We start from the raw sequence: 21,220 nt of genomic DNA on the forward strand, positions 1-21,220 counted from the left end.
TGTTCGTAATTCATATTATTCAGCTAATTTTTTCTTTTATTTTACTAGAGCGCTCGCACTTTCGCAAGAGGTCTACTAATTTGATCGCCCGCGTGTTATTGTCACCTAAATGTCCTTGACCAATCTCAGGTTTTGTGTATTGGGCTAGGATGGGTTTCAAATTTTAAATGGCCAAGGGCGATCGTTTTGCGATCGAACTTGGGCAATCTAGATATAGGCGCTTCTTGAGTGCCTGGAAAACAGCGAGGCCAAGAGTTAGCAATGGAAAGCACACAGAAAAAATCTAGCCCTCGTCCAGTTAATAAGGGCGATCAAATTAAGCAGATTTTTGCGTTAGTATCAATGGTTTCGTTTGGTGGTTCTGCGATCTTTGGTATTTTCAGTCTGTTCAGCAGCGGTTTGAGCAGCCAGCACCAACAAAAACCGACGCCTGTGGCTGTTTCTCAGGAGTCTTTGCTGGCGGCGCAGGAACGGGGATATGTGGGGGTTTTGCAGCGGGAACCGCAGAATCAGACGGCTCTGGAGGGGTTGGCAAATGTGCGGTTGCAGATGAATAATGGGAAAGGGGCGATCGAGCCTTTGGAGAAGTTGGTGAAGCTAAATCCCGATCGGGCGGATTATAAACAGCTTTTGGGACAAGCGAAGGGGAAGTAGTAGGCGATCGGTCAATTTTTTTAGTAAGATAGATTGAAAATCCTTAAATTAAATGCAGCGTCCTAATTAAAATACCAGACTTAGTTTCACAAAAGGATTGAATATGGGCATAGTACGCATGGGGCCACCAATAGAAATCATCTCCCAACTAAAAGCAGCTTACGGGATTAATAATTTTATTGAAACAGGAACCTATCAAGGTCATACAGCATACTGGGCCAGCCAAATATTTGAACAAGTTTTTACAATAGAGTATTCTCAAGACCTTTATCAAAAAGTTACCGAAAAATACGGTCATATCAAAAACATAAACTTTTTGTACGGTGATACCAGAAACCTTCTCGATCGTACAGTATCACAATTTCAAAGCCCAAGTTTATTCTGGCTAGACGCTCATTGGAGCGGAGGGTCAACCTATGGAGAAATTGATGAGTGTCCCTTACTCGCAGAAATCGAAATAATCAACCGCTCCGACTGCGACCACTTTATTTTTATTGATGATGCCCGATTGTTTTTATCTCCTCCACCGCAGCCCCATTTACCTCAACACTGGCCGGATATTAGCGCAGTATTAAATTTGTTGAATTCAGAAAAAAATAGCAGGCATATTGTAATTATTGATGATGTTATTATTGCTGTTCCAGCGCTGGCAAAAGAACTAATTGTTCAGTATTGCCAAAATTTGAACACAAGTTTAGACCAAACTGGCAGCGGGAAACAGGAACAAAATCATCAAAGCACTGGGGTGTCTGCTAATAATATTAATAACGGAGAGTCTATCAATAACTATGAATTAAAAATTATAGAAAATTTTATTGCTTCCGGTAAGGTGGTTTTCGATATTGGCGCAAACATAGGTAGCTGGACAAATCAAGTATTAAACATATGCCCCGACGTTCAAATCCATTTGTTTGAGCCAGCACCGCCAATATATCAAACACTTCTACAAAACCTGGCTGAACCGATTAAAAGCGGTCAACTCGTGTTAAACAACTTGGCAATAGCACACCAACAGGAAATCAGGGAATTTTATTATTACGATAAATTTTCAGGGTGGAGTACATTTCACCGCAGATTTGAAATCGAAAAACAGTATAATATTCATTCACCTAAGCCATTTCAGGTTTTAACAGCTACTCTTGATGATTATGTCCAAACAAGGGTTATAAAGCGAATTAATTTCTTAAAGATTGATACAGAAGGCGGCGAACTAGAAGTTCTTCACGGAGCAACTAACCTGTTGCAAAAAGGCCAAGTAGATTATATTCAGTTTGAGTATGGCGGAACATTTGTTGATGCCAACATCACATTAAAAGAAGTATTCGAGCATTTACAAAAATTTCGTTATACAATCCTTAAAATACTGCCCCATGCTTTACAACCCTTACCCGAGTTTTTACCAGAATATGAGAATTACGAGTATAGCAACTTTTTAGCGGTGAACGAGAGGTTCACAGCTTTGATTTTTAGTGAAACACCAAATCTGCTCGATTTGCAGGATCTTTGCGGAAAACATTCTGTGGCACCGCGCGGCATTATTCACATTGGGGCACACGAAGGCAAGGAAATTGCAAGATACCGAGAAATGGGGGTGCCAAGGGTACTGTTTGTTGAAGCCAATCCTGCTGTCTTTGAACGTTTGAAAACGAATATAGCGGGTTTTCCTAACGTGGTAGCCGTGAATTGTGCAGTTAGCAACATCGACGGCACAAGCACATTGTATATAACTTCTATGGATCAAAGCAGTTCTATCTTACCATTGAAGGAGCATCAAAAGTTTTATCCAGAAATCAAGGAAGTTGAGCGTGTAGTTGTGGAGTCGAGAACTCTGGACACACTTCTAGAAGAACTTCAAATTAATCCCGCAGATTTTAATATCTTAAATATTGATATTCAAGGTGCAGAGTTGTTGGCTTTGCAGGGAGCAACGAATGTTCTCAGATACATAGAAGCAATAAACACGGAAGTTAATTATGAAGAACTCTATGAAGGCTGCGCTTTAATTGACGAAATAGATGATTTTCTGGAGATGTACGGTTTCGATCGCGTAGCAACTACAACACCCTTCCATCCATCTTGGGGCGATGCGTTTTATGTGAAAAAGCCAGCAGTCACAATGTCCACGCTTGGCAGAAACGGACGGTTTGCCAATCAAATATTTCAGTATGCTTTCTTGACAATATACGCAAAAGAACATAACTTGAGAGTAGAGACACCAGCCTGGATTGGTCAGGCTCTCTTTGGTTACAAAGATCAGCCAATTTCTCAGGAGTTACCTGTAGTTAGCGAAGAAACTAATAACCTTTTAGAAGCTCGCATACCACAAGCCAAAGAAACCTTCAAAAATGTGGATTTTTGGGGTTACTTTCAGTACCATACAAAGTATTATGCAGCGCACAAGGAGTATTTTCGGTCTCTGTTCAAACCTGTGCAGGCAATAGAAACTAAAATGAAGGAGGCATTGGATTGTTTGCGCTCTCGCGGCAAAACTATCGTCGGTTTGCACTTGCGGCGGGGAGACTACGGCTACAGCGATTTTTTCATCGCGCCGAGCGCATGGTACAGAGAATGGCTAAAAGGTTTGTGGGAAACCCTCGACGAACCGATACTATTTATTGCCAGCGATGAACCGGAAAAAGTTTTAAGTGATTTTGAGGAGTATAATCCTGTCACGACCAAAGATTTAGGTTTGGAGTTACCGGAAGCAGAATTTTATCCAGATTTTTATTTATTAAGCCAGTGCGATCTCACAGCAATTTCAAATAGCTCATTCTCCTTTGCCGCTTGTATGCTGAACGAAAAAGGCAAATTTTTCTTTCGTCCGCATTTGTCTGCGGAAAAATTAATTCCATTTGACCCCTGGGATAGCGAACCGATTTTGCGGAATGTCAACGTTATCGACTATACTAACGAAATTAACCCCGAATTAATAACAACTGCGAAAACAATTAATCTTGACTTGATTGAAGAAACGATCCAGAAATTAAACCTCAGAGAAGTTAATTTAATCATTTTCCCAAATTGGCATCAGCCAGAAGAGTCTCTCTCTGGCGAGTTGTCAGCAGTCATCAAAGCTGTTTTGGCTCATCGCGATCGCGATCGCATCACTCTACTGATAGACAGTAGTGAGATTGATGAAGAGGATGCTAACCTTATTTTGTGCAATGTTACCATGAGTTTGCTGTTGGAAGAGGATTTAGATGTTGGCGAGGTGCCGGAAATTACCTTAATCGGACAGATGAGCGAAATACAATGGGAAATTCTCTGCCCCAGTCTCCGCGCTCGCATTGTATTAGAGCAAGAAAATAAACAGATGGCACACAGAGCAGGTAAGTTGCCGCATTGTAAAATAGAAAACTTCGCCAATATCAAATTATAAAAACTAAGTTTAACCGGGTGCAACTTAATGAACAATAATGTTTCTCAATCGTCTTTCAACAGGATAATTCCACCTGAGATTAAAAATGATGAATTTTATCGGGCAATTCAAAGGATTGTTCAGAACGAAGATATTAAAACAGTCTTAGAAATTGGCTCGTCATCGGGAGAAGGAAGTACAGAGGCATTGGTGACAGGGATTCGGCAAAATCCGAACAACCCAAGGCTATTCTGTATAGAAATTTCACAACCTCGCTTTGCTGAACTAAAAAAGAGATATGCTAATGATGATTTTGTCAAGTGCTACAACGTCTCTACTGTTTCTTTAGAAGAATTTCCCGATGAAGAAGAAGTTATCAACTTCTACAACAACATTAATACAGGTTTAAGATTTTACCCACTAGAACAGGTAATAGATTGGCTGCGAGATAATATAAAATATGTTGAAGAATCCGGGGTTGAGCAGAACGGAATCAAAAAAATAAAGCAAGAAAATAACATCGATATTTTCGATCTAGTGATAATAGACGGCTCTGAATTTACGGGACGAGGGGAACTCGACGAAATATATGGAGCCAAGTTTATTATGCTTGACGACATCGATACGTTTAAGAACTATCAGAATCATTGCAAATTACTTTCAGATTCCAACTATGTCCTGGTAGAGCAAAATCTATTTTTGCGTCACGGTTATTCGGTTTTCAAGAAGACTGAAAATATAGAAAACAAGTGCCAAATTCCCGATAATCCAGTACATTTTTTTACAATCGTTCTCAATGGAGAACCATTTATTCGTTACCATATCCAAGTTTTCAAAGAGTTACCTTTTCAGTGGCACTGGCATATTGTTGAGGGTGTAGCAGACTTGAAGCACGATACAGCTTGGTCTTTAAAATCAGGGGGGAAAATTGCGGACGAAATTCACAACAACGGACGCAGTAATGACGGAACTGCTGAGTACATTGACGAACTGGCAAGACAATACCCTGAAAACATTACAGTATATCGCAAACCCGCAGGTGTTTTCTGGGAGGGAAAACGCGAAATGACGAATGCGCCATTGACAAACATTAGAGAGGAATGTTTGCTGTGGCAATTGGATGTAGATGAACTGTGGACAGCCGAGCAAATTTGTACTGCGCGGCAGATGTTTATCAATCATCCTGAAAAAACAGCAGCTTTCTACTGGTGCTGGTATTTTGTTGGAGAAAATCTGGTTATTAGCACTCGCAATTGTTATGCTCAGAATCCTCAACAAGATTGGTTGCGTACTTGGAGATTTAAGCCGGGAGCATTTTGGGCCGCACATGAACCCCCAATATTAGCGGAACCTAATCCTGACGGTTGGCGCGATGTGGCTAAGGTCAATCCTTTTTTACACGAAGAAACTGAAGAAGCCGGGCTAAATTTTCAACATTTCGCTTACGCCACAATAGAACAGTTGCGTTTTAAAGAGGAATACTACGGTTATGCTAATGCTGTTGCTAAATGGACCCAGTTGCAGCGGCAAACTAGATTCCCGGTTTGCTTGAGTCAGTATTTTCCCTGGGTTAAAGATTTAACGGCGGTCGATACTGCAAAGGCTTGTGACATCCAGCCGATCGCGCAGAAAGAAAAAGATAGCAATACCTGGAAGTTTGTACAAGTACCTCAGCAACAAAAGTCGGCCAAGCCTCACCAGCTATTTCCCAAAATAATTGTAGACGGCGTATTTTTTCAGCGCTATAAAACTGGAATTGCTCGGGTATGGAAATCTCTCTTAGAAGAATGGGTAGAAAACGGTTTTTCCGAACACGTAGTTGTTATTGACAGAACGGGAACAATGCCGGAAATTCCCGGCATCCAGTACCGTCCTTTGCCTGCTTACAACTATGACACAGTGGATGCCGATCGCGCAATGCTACAGCAAGTTTGTGACGAACAGAGTGCAGACTTATTTATCTCGACTTACTACACAACTCCCCTATCAACTCCCTCTGCATTCATAGCGTATGACATGATTCCAGAAGTTGAAGGAGTAAATTTAATTACACCGATGTGGCGTGAAAAGCATTTCGGGATTCGCCACGCATCTGCATACATCGCAATTTCCGAAAATACAGCCCGTGACTTAGTAAAGTTTTTTCCAGATATTGCCTCAGATTCAGTAACTGTAGCTCATTGCGGAGTTAACAGTAAATTTTCACCAGCGAGTCCAGAGGCAGTTAATCATTTTAAAAACAAGTACGGTATCTCAAAGCCATACTTTCTTTTGATCGGACCTGGAATTGGTTATAAGAATGGAACTTTGTTTTTCCAGGCTTTTGCTCAACTTGAAAGCAGACAAGGGTTTGAAATTGTCTGTACGGGGAGTGATTTGTTATTAGATACAAAGTTTAGATCCTATACGTCAGGTTGTACGGTGCATATCGTACTGCAACTCAGCGATGAAGAGTTGATAGCTGCTTATTCCGGTGCTGTTGCACTGGTTTATCCGTCGAAGTATGAAGGTTTTGGCTTACCTGTGCTGGAGGCGATCGCTTGCGGATGTCCAGTCATTACTTGTGCAAATGCGTCTATACCTGAAGTCGCAGGGAAAGCTGCATTATATGTTAACGATGCTGATGTTAGCGAACTGGCAAATGCGCTTTGCGAAGTGCAAAAACCGGATGTTCGCAAGGCCTTAATTGCTGCGGGTCTCAAACAAGCGCAAAATTTTTCGTGGTCGAAAATGGCGAAAACGGTGAGTTTGGCTTTGATAGATGCAGCATTCTTGCCTTTAAAGCTGCGGTCAATCAATTTAATCGTTTTCCCAAATTGGCTAGCATCAGAAGAGACGATTTGCGAAGAATTTACACAAGTTATCAGGGCGATCGCCTCTCACCCCGATCGAATGAAGATGACATTACTTGTAGATACTGGCAACATTTCTGAGGAGGATGCAAATCTGATTTTATCCAGTGTCGCCATGAATTTGCTGATAGAAGAAGATTTGGACGTTACTGAGTGTGCCGAAATTTCCTTGGTAGGACAACTGGAGGAAAAACAGCGGGAAGCGCTGTTGAGTCGCATCCAGGCTAGACTTGTCTTAGAGAATGAAAATAAACAGGCGATCGCAGCAGCCAAAGCAGAAAACCTTCCCTGCTGCGATCTCGCTAGCTTCAGTCGCAAGCGAGCCGTCCAATCAGAAACAGGAGATTGGCAGTTCATTTTACCAGAAAGTTTATTTCTCACAATTTCTCAAATACAAAATAATTTTAACGAAAAAACCCCCGCCATTTTATACTTAGAATACCTCCAAAGAAACTGTCCGACTATCGATTTAGATACCTTGTCGCGCGTAGCTTCAATTCTTGAGAATACATCTTGGGACGAACCTGTATCAGCGACGGATTTAAACAATTTTGCTGTAGTCGCCTTGATAGAAGCAGAGCAGTGCCAGGAATCATCCCTCAAAGAAATATATATCAATACAGCTTTAGAAGCCTTAAAGAGTGCAGTAGATTTATACAATCATCCACTCTGTGCAGCTCATTTTGCCCTAGTTCTTGCCCTGACTGGGGAATCCGATGAATCAATTAAAGAAGCTTTTCATTTTTTGGTATCCCTTGGTATTCAGCAGTCGGCTGGGGGCTCATTAGAAAAATTTCCTCCAGCTCTTGTTTATCTCCCACCAACTGGTAGTAGTTTGAAGACGTACCAAGCAGAACAGCTAATTCAAATTTTACAAGCCGAAGACGCTCGCAGTCAATCAATATTATTGTTAATTGAAGCACTAGGTCGATCGCAGATAATTTCTTACAATGAATTCGGAATGAGGCTGCTGCACCTAACGGCTCAAGTTTTACCATATTCGGATGCCATAAATTTAAAAATAGGAGTATACAGTCTGCTAAACGATCAATCGGAAGGAGTCATGTATTTGCACCGTGCCAAACAAATTTCCTCTGATTCAGCACCCGTCCTGCAAGCTCTATACATCGCCTGTAAAGATTTAGATCAGATAGAATATGCCCAGCAATGGCTAAATTTTGCTCGACAATTGGGTCTACAGCATCCCAATTCTCTAGAGTGGAGATGGACGGAGTTAGAAGTTAACAGTCCCTTCACTTATGTGCCTTTTGAAACTCAAATTTTATTAGCAGTTGAACCAAGGTTTTACGGTTGTATAACCAGCAGCGTATTGATTGCCGAAAGAGATTGGTTTGAAAAAGAAATGGAATTTTGGCGCAGTGCGATCGCACCAGGCATGACTGTTATCGATGTGGGTGCTAATGTAGGAGTTTACACCTTTAGCGCTGCTCTCCGAGTCGGTTCCCAAGGCCGCGTGCTGGCCGTAGAGCCTTTTTCTGGCTGCGTTAGCTATTTGCAAGAAACCTGTAGAATAAATCATCTAAACTGGGTGAAAGTCTGTGCCGGTGCTGCCAGCGATCGCTCTGGAACAGTTCGCTTATCTCTTTCTCCTGCCAGTGAATTAAACAAAATCGCCACTGGCGAAGCTGTCGCAGAAATGCAGCCAGACTCTTTTGAAGAAGTCACCTGCTTTACTCTAGACAGCTTGATTGAGCAGGAAAACTTGACCCGACTAGATTTCCTCAAAATAGATGTTGAAGGGCACGAACTGTCAGTATTGACCGGCAGCGACAGAATCTTATCTGAATTTGCTCCCGTCATCATGTATGAAAATATCGCTGCGGGGAGTAAAGACAGCAATGTACCTGTTGCTGACTACCTTCGAGGGAAAGGATATCGATTATTCCGCTATCAACCTTACTTGCAGAACCTAATTCCTGTAAACTCCGCCGAGGAGTTGCACGGAAACATGAATATCATCGCTTTACCTCCCAATCAAAGTTACCTAGTAACTCAAGAATAATCTGTTTTGGAAAAAGAAGAGGATACTTTGATTATGACATTTTTTATTGAAAGCTTAAAGAAAAGTGGTCATTTAGAACAAATTCACATGACAGTTTGTAATGTTGGCTGTCGTAAATTAACAAGCCAAGATGACTATGGCAGTCAGGCATGGAATATTTTTGCACCTCGGCTGACTATCTACGGTTTTGATGCAGATGCAGATGCTTGCGAAGCCGCCAATGCTGACCTTGAATCACGACAAGTCAATTGGACTGAAAAACATATTCCTCTAGCCTTAGCAAAGTCTGTAGGTGAATCTACACTTTATGTCACACAACATCCCATGTGCAGTTCGCTTTATCCACCGAATGAACCTTACTTGGAGCGTTTTTCAGGACTACCCGAACTGGTGAACTTAGATTTTTGTATAGAACTTGAAACCACCACTTTAGATGAGTTCTGCCAGCAGGAAGGAATTGATGAAATAGATTTTCTACAAATTGATGTTCAAGGTGCTGAAGTTTTGGTGTTAGAAGGTGCAGTAGAAATTTTAAAACAAAGTATTCTAGCTGTTCAAGTTGAAGTCTCGTTTTCAAATTTATACTTAAATCAACCTTTGTTTGCAGATGTAGATATCTATCTCAGGAACCAAGGTTTTACACTATTTGATTTAACAGGCGCTCGCCGTTTCCGCAGTCATTCCCCTATTGGTTCAACACTCCGCGGCGGACAATTACTGTGGGGAGATGCGTTTTACTTCCGCGATTTAATTGGAAAAGAAATTGATCAAAATATGACAACACCTGAGAATATTCTTAAATTGGCTTGCATTGCCGATATTATGAATTTCCCGGACTACGCTTTAGAATTATTGGAATATCTGACTTTGCAACATGGCAATAACCCCCAATATAACTTTGCCAACAATATCATTGAGGGCCTAGCTCAATTTCCCGAGCTAGTCAAGCAGGGACTAGGTTCCCTGCCTATCGTTGCCAGAATTCGGGATTATATTAGTGATTGTGATATTGACTCGTTTGAGAGTATAGCTTAATAAGGCTAACTTTGGAGATAAATTTGCCACATCTGCTCGTATGCTTTTTCCATCTCTCGCGTAAACTGCTGGGCATTCCACAGTGGAGCAGTTTGCCTTGACTGCCGCAGTTTCCACGAAATTTGTTGCCGCAAAGCAGCATCTTTCCCTAAGCGAATTCCCCATTCCACATATTCTTCATCAGTCCAAGCAATTCCCTCTGTTACCCCTGCATTCATCATCATAGTATAGCTGTTGCGCGCCGCAAATTGCTGCCCGACTCGCGTCACCAAGGGAATGCACATCCAAAGAGTTTCTAGAGTAGTTGTGGCTCCATTGTAAGGATAAGTATCCAGAACTACATCCGCAATACCTAAGTTAGCTCGGTGAACTTCCTCTGAAGTAACTCTTGGCAAAAATCGCAGACGATCGCCCTCCAAACCCTCTTCTTCTGCTAGCTGGTTAAAGAACTTTTGAATCGATTTTTCATCCGCTACCCCTTTGATTAGAAAGTAACTGTTCGGGACTTCTTTTAAAATTTTCATCTGTAATCGCGCTGTATCGGCATGTCGTTTGTAACCGATCTGATTACTCATATATACAACAGCTTCACTCTCAATGTTCAATATATCTCGACGCAAATTTGGTATCCCCACCTCAAAACCATTCACTGCAATATAAGTTTGTGGCAAGCGCCAGATTTTTTCACTGTAATAATCCTGTGCTGATTGCGGCAGCACGTAGGGATCGGCCATAAAGTAGTCAATACTAGGTAATCCCGAAGCATCCCAACCTAGCCATGTAGCTTGAATGGGTGCAGGTTTCATAGCCATCACCTCACAATTAATGTCTAAAGTAATGCTGTCAATATCGATTAAAATATCAATTTTATCTTCAGCTATTTGCTCAGCAATATTGACTGCAGACAGACCGCAGTTGTAAGCTTTGTCAACCTGATTTGCATACCATTCCTCTAAAAAGTGAGTTTTCTCTTTATAGTTGATAAAATAACCGTGAATTTGAAAGCTATGGTGGTCGTGGTACTGAAATAGCCATCGGGCTAGCCAGCCCACAGAATGCCGCCTCAGGCAATGAGATAGATAGCCAATCTTTAAAGGCTGATGATAAACGCTGTTGCTTTTGCGTGCTAAATGTTGCTGTCGGGAGCGTTCTATCTGTTCTCTGGCATAAATTTCAACATTAGCTTGGCATAAATGAGACAATTGGTTGCGAATTTGTCTGTCATGCTGGGGATTATCCTGAAAATACGGAAAAAAGAAACTGGTTACAAACAGCTTGTTAACTGTAGTCGATCCAATATCTCTTGGCTGTTCTGTTATTAGTAACTCTAGGCATTGCAACAGTTTCTCGATTACCGAAACAGCTTCTTTCCAGTGCCCACCTGCACTCATTAACCCCCGCAAAATCAAGTGTTGAGCATAAACTTGATTGGCTAAATCAGTAGCGACCGACTCGAACAACTTAGCTGTCTTTATCCCTTCCTCGTACAGACCGAGATTCTGATAGAAACAAGCCAGGTTGTACAGCAGCTCAGGATGATCTGCATCTAGGCGCAAACCCAAGTGAATGAAGCGTACTGCCAGTGCAGGCAGTCTTAACAAGTAGCCAATTTCTACAGAAGTTGCTACTATAATGCTGATATAATCTTCAGGCTTAGATACATGAGCCAGACAAGCTTCTGCAAACTTCAGTGTCGCCGGCTGCGCGGGAGTGCCATTCAAAACAATTTGCAATACTTGCATTAATAGCTCGGCATCTACCTCTATCCCCGGCTGTAACTGGAGTATCTCTATTAAACCATAAGAAGTTAGTTCGTCTGCTGTAAAAATCTCAAGGTAGACAGAAAGAGCGATCAAACGCAGCAAATTGTTAACATCTTCGGGATTGATTTCCCGCAAATGCTGTCGTATCGTCCAAGCAACAGAGTAGTCGGACAAAGCTTCCCGACGCTCTGCTTCCGTTTCCAGCACCTTGAACAGTTCGGCTGTCCATTGCTCAACTTGTTCCGGCTCTCCCTCTGCTATGCCCAGCAACCAAGTCGTCTGAGCTTCAGCTTCATGCCCCTGCAACAGCAACGCCAAGCCCAACTGCCAGTAATATACCTTGACAGTCGGTTGTGCTGCAATAGCCTCTTCGTAGAGCTTCGCAGCCTGAGTATAATTTCCTTCGATAAAATATTTATAAGCTTTCTGTTCGTGCAAATCGACCTGCTCAGTTAATAAAATTTGAAATAGCGATACTAGCATCTAGATTATTAGAGTGCGATCGCTAAAAATTTTTATAAGATAAATGGGTAGGGTCAAGAACACTACCCACTCGTTAAAAAAGGTTGAAACTAAGCTTACAGGAAAAAATTTCCCGTTTCACACCAGTTCTACTTAGCAACTATGGTATAGTCAGCGTTGTTTTTACAGGCTAGATTATCATCCGTATTGTCTACGGCACCAGCTATTGTTGGAGTGACAACACCAGCAGTTTGTTTCTCGCACAATACAGCTGTGCTAGTTTTTTCTGTAGCGCCAGCTTGTTTAATTAGAGAGACCACTCCGATGTACGCTTTGAGTGACTGAACTTGGGATGAAGCTAGATTTCCAACAGTGCTAGTAGCTTTGTCAACATTTGCTGGTTCGATAGTGTATTTGTAATTTGTAGTTTCAGTGCGGATACCAAGCCCCAACTCCTCAACTTTACCTAGGAATTGACCGTTTTCCGCAAATGATGCTTGTTGTGCTCGGTTCATCGAACCAGCGTACTGCTTAGCCTCTGACTGCTTAGCTTTGTTGGCTTGGTTTAGGAAGGATGGCAAGGCAATGGCAGACAGAATGCCAATGATGATGATCACGACCAGCAGCTCAATCAGCGTAAAACCCTTGTCTCCCTTTTTGTTGAGGTGTTGCAAGAACTTAGCCTTAAATTCAGTCTTCATATGTCGTTTCTCCTAGAGGGGGGGAATGCTTGATTTCTAACTCTTATACGTAACTTACCCACTATCGATCGCTTTTATATCACCCCGGGCAAAGTTTTTTTGGAGCAGGCGAACAGAAACGCACAGTGACGCTCAAGCGCGCTCCAAAAGCACGTACAGAAAGGCTTCTAGATTAGTTAACAGTTCCTTGATCTCTTCAAAAGCCTTTTCTTGGCTGACCCGATCTAGGGTAACGGGGTCTACTGGTCTGATTTTGAGCCACCTATCCACTAGGGACATCATAGACTGCGATCCGTCCCACAGAGGCAGTAAGCAAGCCGCCATACTGCTCTCTATCCTGATCGGTACTAAAGTAGGCAAAGTGAGATAACTGCTAATTTCAAAAGGTTTTTGGTTGCCAATGGAGTCAATCAGGTCTGCTCTAGGCTGCGGTGTCCTGAGCTGAGGATGCAGATGCACTTTTGACTGCAGCCAGTCAGCTAAAATCCAGTCCGAAACAGGAACCAAGGAATGAGTTTGGTTGGGATGAGCGCACCAAAAGTCAAGCAGGCGGTGAACGGGATGTAACAGTTCAAACAGATGTAGCCGCTCTTCGATAGAAATTTCCGGCAAGCTCATTCCTAGAAATGCCGGTAGGTTATCTGACTCTTTGAACAAATCCGTCACGTTCCACTGCCGCCAATTCACCATGCTAATAAATTCTAAATCCGCCTCTCTTAATGCTCTAAACACTTCAGGAATAGTAAAACCTTTATCTCCTATCAACAAATAGTTTGCTAGCATCCACTCGTCTGTTTTTTCACCAGTATGAATCCAAGATCTTGCCTTGATAACAACGTCATTCTTGAGGGAGTCTACTATTTCTCTGGCTAACCCAATCTCCATTTCTGTTGGGTTTTCATCCATTAAACCCATAACTTTAAATGCTTTTTGAACGTCCAAAAATGTACTGCGCTGGAGGTAGCTGTGGAGGTTGGTGCGAATAATTCCATCCGGTTTCAAAACAGATTTCATGGCTTGCAATCCGACAACTGGATCGGGCAATAGATAAAGCACCTCGTCATTGTTGATATAATCAAACTGCTGGTTTAAGCTAGGCAGTTCCTCAATTGACAGAGCATGAAACTCAATATTGTCAAAGCCGTGATATTGCAAGCGTTCTCGCGCCAGCTTAACAGACTCTTCGGATAAATCGATCCCAACAATTTTGGCTCCCGGATTTGCTTCTGCCAAAATTAACGATTTGTACCCGCTGCCGCAGCCGGCATCTAAAATAACTTTTCCTTCGGTTTCTATGACTTTCTGATTTCTTATATAGTAAGCTGTTACCAAACTATGGAGATAGAGAGTCTGATAGTTATTCTTAGGAGATGTCTCTAGGGGAATTCTCGGATAAGGGGCATTGTCAAATTGTTGACGAATTTTTTCTATTAACTCTGGTTCTTGGGTATCCATTATGAATCGCTCCTGATACTGCTAAATTGTGCTGTGGTACTTCCCATTCTAAGATGTAAAGGTATCTCATCAGCGCCTCGCCTAGGAAAAGCGATCGCCCCCACCTCACGCCCAAACTGCAAGCCCACCCCCAACACATACTTGCAATAATAGTGTGAAAACCAGATTATACAACCCACTACCACGGCCATGAACACCAACATCAGCCCCATCCTCAAAGTATTCTCCCTCTCCGCCGCCCTTTCCCTGGGCATCAAGTACGCAGGGCCTAGCTTATCCATCCCCTCTACCGACCTCAACGCCCTAATCGCCGTCTTTACCCCCAGTATCATCTTAGCTGCCATCCTCGGGTGGCGATCGCGCCAACAGCAGCAGTAGAGACGGAATCAAAAAGTGCGATCGCTACTTGGTCTAAAGACTGTGTTTTTGCCAAAATCTTAATTCCCCGTACAGCTTATCAAAACCAAAGTTGAGGCATTCACCATGATTCAAATCATACCTGAATTAGTAACATTCGATGAATTCATTGATTGGTATCCTGAGAACTCTGAGCACCGCTACGAACTGCACAATGGAGAGATTGTTGAGATGCCAAAAGCAACAGGTAAACATTCTAAAGTGACCGGTTTTACCAGCGGCTGGTTATTTCTCGAAATAGAACGCTTAAACCTACCCTACTTCATCCCCAAAGAATGCGTCATCAAACCCATGCGCGAGGAATCGGGATATGAACCAGATATCATTGTACTCCACGAACAAACCATTGGCAACGAGCCGCGATGGGAAAAATCATCAATTATCACAATGGGTTCATCAGTCCCCCTAATCGTCGAGGTAACTAGCACTAATTGGGGTGATGATTATGCCCTAAAGCTTGAGGCTTATGAGTCAATGGGTATTCAAGAATATTGGATTATAGACTATCTAGGATTGGGCGGCAGACGGTTTATTGGCAATCCCAAACAACCCACTTTTTCGGTTTACCAACTAATTGACGGCGAATACCAAGTCAAATTGTTCAGAGGCGGCGAGGGTATTGAGTCCCGAACTTTCCCCGAATTGAAGCTGACGGCGCAGCAGGTGTTCACCAAAGGGAATTGAGGAGGCTGCTTATGTTAATGTCCGAATAGGGGTATCTGATTAAAGAGGCGATCGCGCGCATCTGCTGTATCTTGATATAAAGGCGATTCATCGCTTCTGGGCTGCTGAACAATTACCAAGCAGCAATTCCCCATACCCTATTCCTCAATCTAAAATCTAAAATCTAAAATCTAAAATCTAATGAAGCTAGGACAGTGGATGGGCTTATTAGCCCTCATCGCATCTTGTTACATCCTGTGGCAAATCAGGCAGGCCCTACTGCTGCTGTTTGCCGCCGTCGTCTTAGCCACAGCCTTAAACCGACTAGCACGCTACTTGCAAAAATTCGGACTCAAAAGATCGATCGCCGTACTTTTATCAGTTAGCTTCCTAGTCCTCATCTTCGTAGGATTATTCCTCATCATTGTACCACCCTTTGCCCAACAGTTTCAACAACTTACCCAAAGAGGTCCTCAAGGAATAGCAAAATTAAATGAGTGGATCGATCAGATTGAAACTCGATTTTCGGGACAAATGGGTCAGCGGCTACCGAATCTTGATATTAACGACATTATCCAACAACTGCAACCCCTATTCAATCAACTCGTCGGCGGTGCAGGAGCTTTTGTCGGTAACACATTAGGCGTTATTCTCAGCTTTTTGCTAGTCATAGTTTTGACCTTGATGACATTAGCAGAACCTCTCTCTTACCGCAAAGCATTTATACAACTTTTCCCCTCTTTTTATCGGCGGCGAATCGATGGCATATTAGATGAATGCGAAATAGCGCTCGGTCGATGGGTAATCGGTGCTTTAATTAGCATGAGCGTCATCACTTTCCTGAGTTTAATTGGTTTGTCAGTATTGCAGGTTCCCCTAGCTCTAGCTCACGCTGTTTTAGCCGGCTTGCTGAACCTAATACCCAATATCGGTCCTGGTTTGAGCGTGATTCCTCCAGTGACGATCGCACTTTTAGACTCGCCGTTAAAATCCGGTTTTGTGCTGATCCTCTACTTTCTAATTCAACAATTTGAAAGCAACCTCCTCACCCCTTACGTCATGGCACAGCAAGTATCACTGCTGCCAGCAGTAACATTAATAGCTCAAGTATTCTTCGCCACCTTCTTTGGATTTTTAGGCTTATTGCTAGCTCTCCCCCTCACCGTTGTAGCTCAAGTTTGGATTAGGGAAGCCCTCATTAAAGATATTCTAAACCAGTGGAGTGCCAGTCCTAAAACCTTAGCAGCAATCGATTCTGCTATCAATGAAAAACATGAATCTATAGGAGTCACCGAAACCCTGCCAGAAAAATATTTACCAGAACAGAAACCCAACATCCCCGATCCGGCTGAAAATGAGGCTCCTGACAATCAATAGTTAAGGTTCATAATGACTTCACTCCTGATTGATTCCCAGTTATAGGACAGAAGTTTTCACTACCAACGTAGGAAATTTGTGGTACGAACACCCTCAACTAACTATCTTCAAGCCTCGCATTTTCTACCGTATCTCTGCCGGCGCTAAAAATCTGTTGAACACTCAAATTCAACTGCCCAAATGTGGGTGACACAACCCTATCACTACCCCGAAACAGACTGACTTGATACTCACCGTCAATCAACTGGCAAACAGAAAAAGTAGGTTGTTTAGGATTGCCAATATAGCGTCGCCCGCCAAGTCCCAAATAGTCCGCAATCCAGTATTCAGAAATGCCCAAAGCTTCGTAATCAACCAATTTGTAGCCGTAATCATCCCGCCAATTGGTACTGACTACTTCGACAATTAGCGGGACAGAACTACCCATTGTAATGATAGATTCCTTTTTCCATCTCGGTTCGCTGTCCGTCCCTTGCCTGTCCAAAACGATCGCATCCGGTTCGTAACCAGATAGCTCGTTATCAGCTTTGACAACGCATTCTTTGGGAACGAAGTAAGGAAGTCCTAGCCTCTCGATTTCAATCCCTAGCTTCAGGCAGACGAAGCCGGCTACTTCTGAATGTTCTCCGGTTGCTTTAGGCATCTGAACAATAGTTCCATTGTGCAGTTCGTAACGGTTTACCGAATTTTCAGGATACCAGTCAATAAATTCATCGAAGGTGACTGGTTTTAATATCGCTTGAGTCATGGCGATCGCTCTTTATTTTATTTATAATATAACCCTGATATCGGTTATAGCATTTTGCGGTGTTATCAAACCGAGGTCGATCGCCAAAACTGCATTCGCTCGATAGACATTCCATCAATCCCAAGTCAATCCAAAATCAAAATCAATCCAAAATCAATCAATTCAAAATCTAAAATCTAAAATCCAAAATCTAAAATATATGAGATCGATCGACGAAATCAACGATAAAATCAGCCAAGGCAAAGCCACAGTCTGGACAATCGAAGAACTCAAAACTAGAGTTCAAGAAACCAGCATTACCCAAGCAGCCAAAGAAGTCGATGTCATTACCACCGGCACCTTCGAGCCGATGGAATCCTCCGGTGCAATCATCAACCTCGGCCATACCGACCCGCCCATAAAAATCCGCCAGTGCTGGCTAGACGGCGTTTTAGCCTACTCCGGCTTCGGGGCAGTAGACCTGTACCTGGGAGCCACCCAAGTAGCCGAAGACGGCGAAGAATCCCGCGAACGGGGCGGCGGACACGTCATCGAAGACTTAATAGCAGGCAAACCCGTGCAGTTGCGCGCCTTGGGGCAGGTAACAGACTGCTACCCCCGCGCCTCCTTTGAAACCACGATTACCCGCGATACAATCAACCAGTTTTATTTATTCAATCCCCGCAACGCATATCAAAACTTTATTGTTGGAGTCAACGGGGGCGATCGCCCGCTGTTCACCTACCTCGGCCCCCTGCAACCAAACCTCGGCAACGCCGTCTACTCGAACCTTGGAGCCATGTCTCCCCTGCTAAACGACCCCGACCTCGAAATCATCGGCATCGGCACCCGCATCTTCTTAGGAGGCGCTCAGGGCTACATCACCTGGGAAGGAACCCAGCACTTCCCGCTGCAAAAACGCCAGCCCAACCGCACCCCCATCGGCCCGGCCGCCACCCTCGCACTCATCGGCGACGCCAAACAGATGAACTCCAAATGGGTGCGCGGCTGCTACTTCAAAAACTACGGCCCATCCCTGATGCTGGGAGTCGGCATCCCGTTTCCCGTCTTAAACGAAACAGTCGTCGCCCACTGTGCAGTATCCGACAAAAAAATAGTAGCGCCGGTGGTAGATTTCTCTATCCCCCGGCGCGTTCGTCCCACCTTCGGTTTAGTCAGCTATGCTCAATTAAAGACTGGCCGCATTCTCATCGAGGGCAAACCAGTACGGGCCGCCCCCCTTGCGAGTATGTTTCTCTCCCGGCAAGTAGCATTGGAATTGAAGCAGCAAATTGAAGCGGGTCAATTTACCCTCACGGCCCCAGTTGCTCCCCTACCCACCGACAGAGTATTTCTCCCGCAAGATTTGTGGGGGGCCCAAGTGAGGCTGGAATAGACAGTCGCTAGAGTAAAGTGACGGATTATAACTTTAATGAACCACAAGAAGATATTCAAAGATGATCTTCGACACAGATAGCTCTGTTTACCTTGGCGGTGTCGATTTTTTACCACTTTGGAACTTTGACTGTGGGAGGGCAAGGCATTGGCATATTTCATCACATCATTCTCCATGATGCAATACCAGACTTTATATTATTCCAAGTCCGTTGATATGTTGTACAAGTCAGTACGCTTGCTGATCTACTATCTTAAGTACGGGCGGATTTCTCTGTTCTCTTAATCATTCAACTTTGTGCAATACCCATAATAGAGCGCGAAAGCTAACACTCAAGAGTGAGCAATGACATTTTTATGTCATTTATGCGTCTAGGAATGACATCGGAATGACATCGAGCGGGCCCTCGTCCCCGCTGGCGAGCCACCTCAGAGGGAGGGAAATCAAAGCGATCGAAATTAGATCGCTTCTGACCCAATTTTCCCGCTTATTCTACAGTCTGAGAAACTGGCCGACAGCCAGACAATATTGAGTGCAAATTGACGACGTTTCCGATTACTGCGATCGCAGGTGCTGCAAATCCGATCGCCTCAACTTGCTCTACAATTGTACCCAAAGTCCCGATCAATTCTTCTTGTTCCGGCCGCGTTCCCCAGCGCACTAACGCTATGGGCGTTTCTGCACTCAATCCTGCATCTGTTAACTGGCCGATAATGTAAGGCAAATTGTGGATTCCCATGTATACTACAATGGTTTCCGAGCCGCGGGCGATCGCCTGCCAATTTACCTCCGGTCGATATTTTCCCGCTGATTCGTGACCGGTGACAAAGGTGACAGAGGAACTGTACGATCGATGTGTTAAAGGAATTCCCGCATAAGCAGGGGCCGCAATTCCAGAAGTGACACCGGGGACGACTTCTACTGACACTCCTGCTTTTACCAACTCTTCCATTTCTTCGCCACCGCGGCCGAAGATAAACGGATCGCCGCCTTTGAGACGAACTACGATCGCATTATCTCCAGCTTTTTCTATCATTAGTTGAGTGGTTTCGTCCTGCATTAACGAGTGACGACCTTTGCGTTTTCCAGCATCAATTCGTTCTGCTTGGGGGTTGATTGCTGCCAAAATTTGAGGGCTGACTAAAGCGTCGTAAATCACTACATCCGCGCATTCTAACAGAGCTTTTCCCTTCAACGTCATCAAACCCGGATCTCCGGGGCCCGCACCGACTAAATACACTTTTCCTAAAGACATTTTTCTTTCTTCCTTTACCTCTTCTTTGCCTCTGCGGTTCATTTTTGAATTAAATTCCCAATTAAGTCTGCTAATTGTACACTTGGGCCTAGAGGATTTGCGAGATGAAGTTCCGCCGCAGGAAATTGCTGCTTTAGCTGTGCGACATTTTTGGCGATCGCATCTGTAATTCCTCCATTAAATAAGAAGTATGGCACAATCCCTATTTGCTGCTGTCCACCACGAACCAAACTGTCAATTTGCTCTTCCAAACTCGGCTTTACCGACCAATAAGCTGTCAGCGCACCGAGTTTGCTAGCGATTTCCTCAACTGTCGAGTTACCTCCGGGGCGACGGCTGCCGTGAGATAATAAAATCCATTTTGGCAATAGCAGATTGGGGAGAAAAGTCACCTCTTGCATCTGACTTTCTACCAATTTTGTTAAGCCTGCTTCCTGGGAACCTAAATGCGGGCGCAATTCAATTTTTAGCTTGTCACCAAAAGTTTTTTGGGCAATTTCCACCTCTGCCGGTATGTCTTCGGCGACGTGAACTCCCGGCAATAAAAATACAGGCAGGATTTGCAATTCTCTCAGTCCCAGCGACAGGGTACGTTCGCCAAAACTGCAAATTTGTTCGTGCAGCGGTGCGGGCCCAAGTTCTAAGGTGGCGGTTGCTACTGCGGGGAACGAGTCAGCCAAATTTTGAGACAGCAGTTGACCTAGGTTTTCCAAAGCTAGTTGGGGTCTGGGGTCGCGGCTGCCGTGAGAGACTAATAAATAGGTGGATGATCGCAATTTCAATATGGATTTGATGTTAATGTTCGATACGGATTTCAAATAATTATAACACCGTTGCGCGCGTGACTTGAAAAATACTCAACCCTCAAGCGGAAGCTTCCGAGTCGCGCACCTCTAACAACTAAAGCAAAGTACCCAGCTTGAAAATTACTCAACACAGGGCTTAAATCTTCTAAGCCGCGCACCTTACAAAAGAAGGTGCGCGGCTTAAAATTTACTTAATAATGGGCTTAAATCTTCTAAGCCACACAATCTAAACAACTCTCAAATTAACCTTTGGGAGCGGGATCGGCAATGTATTGG

General features: G+C 43.7%; 14 protein-coding genes and 2 pseudogenes. 9 read left to right on the top strand and 7 right to left on the bottom strand.

Going from position 1 to position 21,220, the window contains the following annotated elements:
- The first annotated feature begins 261 nt into the window (after positions 1–261).
- From QUA77_RS16485 to QUA77_RS16500, 4 genes are all read left to right on the top strand, one after another.
- Positions 262–654: a tetratricopeptide repeat protein gene (locus tag QUA77_RS16485; RefSeq protein WP_333451242.1), complete on the top strand. Its 393-nt coding sequence runs from the start codon at positions 262–264 to the stop codon at positions 652–654.
- A 103-nt stretch (positions 655–757) separates the two neighbouring features.
- Positions 758–4,033, top strand: coding sequence for an FkbM family methyltransferase (locus QUA77_RS16490; protein WP_333451244.1), 3,276 nt, complete (start codon positions 758–760; stop codon positions 4,031–4,033).
- Between the two features lie 27 nt (positions 4,034–4,060).
- Positions 4,061–8,887 carry an FkbM family methyltransferase gene (locus QUA77_RS16495; RefSeq protein WP_333451246.1) on the top strand — a complete coding sequence of 1,609 codons (4,827 nt, stop codon included), beginning with the start codon at positions 4,061–4,063 and terminating at the stop codon, positions 8,885–8,887.
- Positions 8,888–8,893: 6 nt separating this feature from the next.
- Entirely contained in the window at positions 8,894–9,922 is a 1,029-nt protein-coding gene (locus tag QUA77_RS16500) for an FkbM family methyltransferase (protein WP_333451248.1), read from the top strand.
- 5 nt (positions 9,923–9,927) lie between these two features.
- Here QUA77_RS16500 and QUA77_RS16505 read toward each other — a convergent pair whose 3' ends face one another.
- From QUA77_RS16505 to QUA77_RS16515, 3 genes are all read right to left on the bottom strand, one after another.
- Positions 9,928–12,168: an O-linked N-acetylglucosamine transferase family protein gene (locus tag QUA77_RS16505; RefSeq protein WP_333451250.1), complete on the bottom strand. Its 2,241-nt coding sequence runs from the start codon at positions 12,166–12,168 to the stop codon at positions 9,928–9,930.
- A 128-nt stretch (positions 12,169–12,296) separates the two neighbouring features.
- Positions 12,297–12,848, bottom strand: a complete 552-nt coding sequence (locus QUA77_RS16510) for a type IV pilin-like G/H family protein (RefSeq protein ID WP_333451251.1) — start codon at positions 12,846–12,848, stop codon at positions 12,297–12,299.
- Between the two features lie 132 nt (positions 12,849–12,980).
- The gene (locus QUA77_RS16515; protein ID WP_333451253.1) at positions 12,981–14,303 is read right to left on the bottom strand and encodes a methyltransferase domain-containing protein; all 1,323 of its coding nucleotides are present in this window, start codon (positions 14,301–14,303) and stop codon (positions 12,981–12,983) included.
- Positions 14,304–14,492: 189 nt separating this feature from the next.
- On the opposite strand from QUA77_RS16515, the gene QUA77_RS16520 reads away from it, so the two are divergent.
- The 3 genes from QUA77_RS16520 to QUA77_RS16530 all read left to right on the top strand — a co-directional run bounded on the left by QUA77_RS16520 (position 14,493) and on the right by QUA77_RS16530 (position 16,760).
- Complete coding sequence (locus QUA77_RS16520) at positions 14,493–14,681, top strand: hypothetical protein (RefSeq protein ID WP_333451256.1); 189 nt, start codon at positions 14,493–14,495, stop codon at positions 14,679–14,681.
- Between the two features lie 105 nt (positions 14,682–14,786).
- Positions 14,787–15,404 carry a Uma2 family endonuclease gene (locus QUA77_RS16525; protein ID WP_333451258.1) on the top strand — a complete coding sequence of 206 codons (618 nt, stop codon included), beginning with the start codon at positions 14,787–14,789 and terminating at the stop codon, positions 15,402–15,404.
- Between the two features lie 180 nt (positions 15,405–15,584).
- A complete protein-coding gene (locus QUA77_RS16530; RefSeq protein WP_333451260.1) occupies positions 15,585–16,760 on the top strand; it encodes an AI-2E family transporter in 1,176 nt (391 codons plus the stop codon).
- 97 nt (positions 16,761–16,857) lie between these two features.
- On the opposite strand, the gene QUA77_RS16535 is transcribed toward QUA77_RS16530, so the two are convergent.
- Complete coding sequence (locus tag QUA77_RS16535) at positions 16,858–17,508, bottom strand: Uma2 family endonuclease (RefSeq protein WP_333451262.1); 651 nt, start codon at positions 17,506–17,508, stop codon at positions 16,858–16,860.
- 199 nt (positions 17,509–17,707) lie between these two features.
- Between QUA77_RS16535 and QUA77_RS16540 the strand changes: the two genes are divergently transcribed.
- Positions 17,708–18,883 carry a homocysteine biosynthesis protein gene (locus QUA77_RS16540; RefSeq protein WP_333036886.1) on the top strand — a complete coding sequence of 392 codons (1,176 nt, stop codon included), beginning with the start codon at positions 17,708–17,710 and terminating at the stop codon, positions 18,881–18,883.
- 68 nt (positions 18,884–18,951) lie between these two features.
- On the opposite strand, the pseudogene QUA77_RS29340 reads toward QUA77_RS16540, so the two are convergent.
- Positions 18,952–19,031, bottom strand: a pseudogene (locus tag QUA77_RS29340) (IS1 family transposase); the annotation flags it as partial.
- A 38-nt stretch (positions 19,032–19,069) separates the two neighbouring features.
- On the opposite strand from QUA77_RS29340, the pseudogene QUA77_RS16545 reads away from it, so the two are divergent.
- A pseudogene (locus tag QUA77_RS16545) lies at positions 19,070–19,168 on the top strand (IS1 family transposase); the annotation flags it as partial.
- Between the two features lie 202 nt (positions 19,169–19,370).
- Here the strand turns inward: QUA77_RS16545 and cobA are convergent.
- Both cobA and QUA77_RS16555 read right to left on the bottom strand, forming a co-directional pair.
- Entirely contained in the window at positions 19,371–20,180 is an 810-nt protein-coding gene (gene cobA, locus QUA77_RS16550) for a uroporphyrinogen-III C-methyltransferase (protein ID WP_333036885.1), read from the bottom strand.
- On the bottom strand, positions 20,177–20,920 hold the full coding sequence (locus tag QUA77_RS16555; protein ID WP_333076620.1) for a sirohydrochlorin chelatase: 744 nt from the start codon (positions 20,918–20,920) through the stop codon (positions 20,177–20,179). The genes cobA and QUA77_RS16555 overlap by 4 nt, the downstream gene beginning before the upstream one ends.
- Between the last annotated feature and the right edge of the window lie 300 nt (positions 20,921–21,220).

It is taken from the genome of Microcoleus sp. K5-D4, assembly GCF_036704575.1.
Classification (GTDB): Bacteria; Cyanobacteriota; Cyanobacteriia; order Cyanobacteriales; family Microcoleaceae; genus Microcoleus.